4 protein-coding genes are annotated in these 3,684 nt (G+C 72.6%); all 4 read right to left on the reverse strand.

Annotated features, from left to right (window positions below):
• On the reverse strand, positions 1–960 hold a 960-nt coding region (locus VR45_RS00940; RefSeq protein WP_045937751.1), incomplete at its 3' end, for a hemolysin family protein.
• A 79-nt stretch (positions 961–1,039) separates the two neighbouring features.
• Positions 1,040–2,032, reverse strand: coding sequence for a malate dehydrogenase (locus VR45_RS00945; RefSeq protein WP_045937752.1), 993 nt, complete (start codon positions 2,030–2,032; stop codon positions 1,040–1,042).
• A gap of 202 nt (positions 2,033–2,234) precedes the next feature.
• Complete coding sequence (locus VR45_RS00950) at positions 2,235–2,654, reverse strand: DUF3017 domain-containing protein (protein ID WP_078896125.1); 420 nt, start codon at positions 2,652–2,654, stop codon at positions 2,235–2,237.
• An 89-nt stretch (positions 2,655–2,743) separates the two neighbouring features.
• A complete protein-coding gene (locus tag VR45_RS00955) occupies positions 2,744–3,598 on the reverse strand; it encodes a bifunctional methylenetetrahydrofolate dehydrogenase/methenyltetrahydrofolate cyclohydrolase (protein ID WP_045937754.1) in 855 nt (284 codons plus the stop codon).
• Between the last annotated feature and the right edge of the window lie 86 nt (positions 3,599–3,684).

A 3,684-nucleotide genomic window follows, 5' to 3' on the forward strand; every position in this document is an offset into this window, starting at 1 on the left:
GCCGGCGGTGCCGCCGTACTCGTCGACCACGATCGCCAGGTGGTGGCCCTCCCGGCGCATCTCCCCCATCGCCTCCAGCACCCGCTTGGTGCCGGGCAGCAGCTTGATCGGGCGGGCCAGGTCGCGGACCTTGGCGGCCCGTTCGCCGCGCACGCCGTACAGGTCGCGGACGTGCACGAAGCCGGTCACCGCGTCGTAGCTGCCCTCGATCACGGGGTAGCGGGAGTGCGGCGAGGACTCCGCCTGGGCGCGGACCTCGGCGAGCGGGCGCTCGGCGTCGAGGAAGGTCACCTCGGTGCGCGGGACCATCACCTCGCGCAGCTGGCGCTCCCCCGCCGCGAACACATCGGCGATCAGCGTCCGCTCGTCGTTCCCGAGTTCGGTGTTGGCGGCGACCAGGCCGCGGAGCTCCTCCGAGCTCATCGAGCCCCGGCCGGCGGTCGGGTCGCCGCCGAACAGCCGGACCATCAGGTCGGTGGATCGGCCGAGCAGCCAGATCGCCGGGCGCAGCACCACCGACATGACGTCGACCACCGGCGCCGCCAGCAGGGCGATGGAGTCGGCCCGCTGAAGGCCGATCCGCTTCGGGGTGAGCTCGCCGAGCACCAGCGAGACGTAGCTGATCACCAGGGTCAGTCCGACCAGGGCGGTGGCGTCGGCGACGCCCTCGGACAGCCCGGCCCGGACGAACAGCGGGGCCACCTTGCCGGCCAGGGTGTCGGCGCCGAACGCGGCGGAGAGGAAGCCCATGCAGGTCACGCCGACCTGGACGGCCGCCAGGAAGCGGTTCGGGTCGGCGGCGAGGTGCGCGGCCCGGGCCGCCCGCCGGGTGCCGCGTGCCTCCAGCGTCCGGATCTGTCCCTCGCGCAGCGAGATCAGCGAGATCTCGGCGACGTTGAACAGGCCGCCCAGGACGATGAAGACGAGGACGAGCGCGGCGTCCTCGATGGTTTCGTTCACAGCGGGCCAGTGTAGGACGACGGCCCGCCGCCCCCGTGGAACGGGGACGACGGGCCGTCGTGGAGGCGTCGGGGCCGGCTCAGATGAGGCCGAGCTCCTGGACCGCGTCGCGCTCCTCGGTCAGCTCCTGCACCGAGGCGTTGATGCGGCCGCGCGAGAAGTCGGAGATCTCCAGGTTCTGGACGATCGAGAACTCGCCGTCCTTGGTGGTGACCGGGAAGGAGGAGATCAGGCCGGCCGGGACGCCGTAGGAGCCGTCGGAGACGACACCCATCGAGGTCCAGTCGCCCTCGGCGGTGCCGTTGACCCAGGTGTACACGTGGTCGATGGCGGCGTTGGCGGCCGAGGCGGCCGAGGAGGCGCCGCGGGCGTCGATGATGGCGGCGCCGCGCTTGGCGACGGTCGGGATGAAGTCGTTCTCCAGCCAGGCCTGGTCGCTGCCGACGGCCTCGAAGGCCGGCTTGCCGGCGATCTCGGCCTGGAAGATGTCCGGGTACTGGGTGGCGGAGTGGTTGCCCCAGATGGTGACGCGCTTGATGTCCGAGACCAGGGCGCCGGTCTTCAGCGAGAGCTGGCCGACGGCCCGGTTGTGGTCCAGGCGGGTCATCGCGGTGAAGCGCTCGGCCGGGACGTCCGGGGCGTTGCGCTGGGCGATCAGGGCGTTGGTGTTGGCCGGGTTGCCGACCACCAGGACCTTGATGTCGTCCGCGGCGTGCTCGTTGATGGCCTTGCCCTGCGGGCCGAAGATGCCACCGTTGGCCTGCAGCAGGTCGCCGCGCTCCATGCCGGCGGTGCGCGGACGGGCGCCGACCAGCAGCGCGACGTTGGCGCCGTCGAAGGCCTCGGCCGGCTTGTCGGTGATGGTGATGTCACGCAGCAGCGGGAAGGCGCAGTCCACGAGCTCCATGGCGGTGCCCTCGGCGGCCTTGAGGCCCTGCGGGATCTCCAGGAGGCGCAGGTTCACCGGGACATCGGCGCCGAGCAGGTGGCCCGAGGCGATGCGGAAGAGCAGCGCGTAGCCGATCTGGCCGGCGGCTCCGGTGATGGTGACATTGACGGGGGTGCGGGTCATTTCTACCTTCTCCAGCAAATCGCCAGGTGCCCCAGGCACGTCGGCGCGCTGGAGCCGAGGACGGTCTCTCGACATCGAGAGAACCGGCGTCAGGGTATCGCAAAGGGAAGCGTACGCCTCGGTCGCGGTCGTGACTGCTCGGTCACAGACGATGACGGCCCCCCGCCCGGACGTCGGGCGGGGGGCCGGCGGCGGGTCCCGGTCAGCGCCGCGGACGGCCGATCAGCTGGCCGATGTTGTCCAGCAGCGGGAACTCCAGCCACGGGTTGGGCTGGGCCATCAGGGTCAGCAGCACGATCGACAGGCCCAGGAACGTCAGCACGATCACATCGGTGAAGCGGCTGCGCACCGCCAGCATGCCGACCTCCGGCAGCACCAGCCGGAGCAGCGCGCCGAGCAGCACACCGCCGCCGATGATCAGCAGCCCGTACTTGAAGCCGTCCTGGAAGTCGGCGAACCAGGTGACCGCGAGACCGGCGGCGACCACCAGCAGGACCACCGTTATCGGCCACTGCCGGACCGGCAGCGCGTGGTCGCGCCCGAGCGCGGCCGCCGAGCCCTCGGGGGGCAGGGTGCCGGTGGTCTTCACCGGCCTGCGCCGGGTCCGGCGCGGTTCGCTCATGGCTTCCCGTCCTTCGGGATCGTCGATCGGATGGGTCGGGGCCGGGCGGGGCCCGGTGGGCCCGGTGGGCCGGCGGTCGGGCCCGGCGGTCAGGCGCCGGCGCGGCGCTCGGCCGCCACCACGATGTTGTTGAGCAGCATGGCGCGGGTCATCGGGCCGACACCGCCGGGGTTCGGGGAGATCCAGCCGGCCACCTCGGCCACGCCGGGGTGCACGTCGCCGACGATCTTCCCCTCGCTGCGGCTGACGCCGACGTCCAGCACGGCCGCGCCGGGCTTGACGTCCTCCGGCTTGACCAGGTGCGGCACACCGGCGGCGGCGACGATGATGTCGGCCTGGCGCAGGTGGTGGGCGAGGTCGCGGGTGCCGGTGTGGCAGAGGGTGACGGTGGCGTTCTCGCTGCGGCGGGTGAGCAGCAGGCCGATCGAGCGGCCGACGGTCACGCCCCGGCCGACCACGACCACCTCGGCGCCGTCGATCGGCACGCCGTGGCGGCGCAGCAGCTCGACCATGCCGAGCGGGGTGCAGGGCAGCGGGCCCTCGATGCCCAGGGCGAGGCGGCCGAGCGAGGTCGGGTGCAGGCCGTCCGCGTCCTTGTCCGGGTCCATCAGCTCGAGGACCGGGTTCTGGTCGAGGCCCTTGGGCAGCGGCAGCTGGACGATGTAGCCGGTGCAGGTCGGGTCGGCGTTGAGCTCCCGGACGACGTTCTCGACGTCCTCCTGGGTGGCGGTGGCGGGCAGCTCGCGCTGGATCGAGGCGATGCCGATCTCGGCGCAGTCCTTGTGCTTGCCGTTGACGTACCAGCGGCTGCCCGGGTCGTCGCCGACCAGGACGGTGCCGAGGCCGGGCGTGATGCCCTTGGCCTTGAGGGCCGCCACGCGGGCGGCGAGTTCGGACTTGATCGCGGCCGCGGTCGCCTTGCCATCGAGAATCTGCGCAGTCATGACCCCATTCTCCCGGATCGGGGCGGGTACCCGTGCCACCGGTCCCGGGCCGCGGACGGGGGCCGCGGGGGCGGTCCGGGCGGGGG

It is taken from the genome of Streptomyces sp. NRRL S-495, from assembly GCF_000966955.1.
GTDB classification, from domain to species: Bacteria; Actinomycetota; Actinomycetes; order Streptomycetales; family Streptomycetaceae; genus Kitasatospora; species Kitasatospora purpeofusca.

Bases quoted from the DNA above. Each gene is read 5' to 3' on its own strand.
- VR45_RS00945 (WP_045937752.1), bottom strand. From the start codon at position 2,032: ATGACCCGCACCCCCGTCAATGTCACCATCACCGGAGCCGCCGGCCAG.
- VR45_RS00950 (WP_078896125.1), bottom strand. From the start codon at position 2,654: ATGAGCGAACCGCGCCGGACCCGGCGCAGGCCGGTGAAGACCACCGGC.
- VR45_RS00955 (WP_045937754.1), bottom strand. From the start codon at position 3,598: ATGACTGCGCAGATTCTCGATGGCAAGGCGACCGCGGCCGCGATCAAG.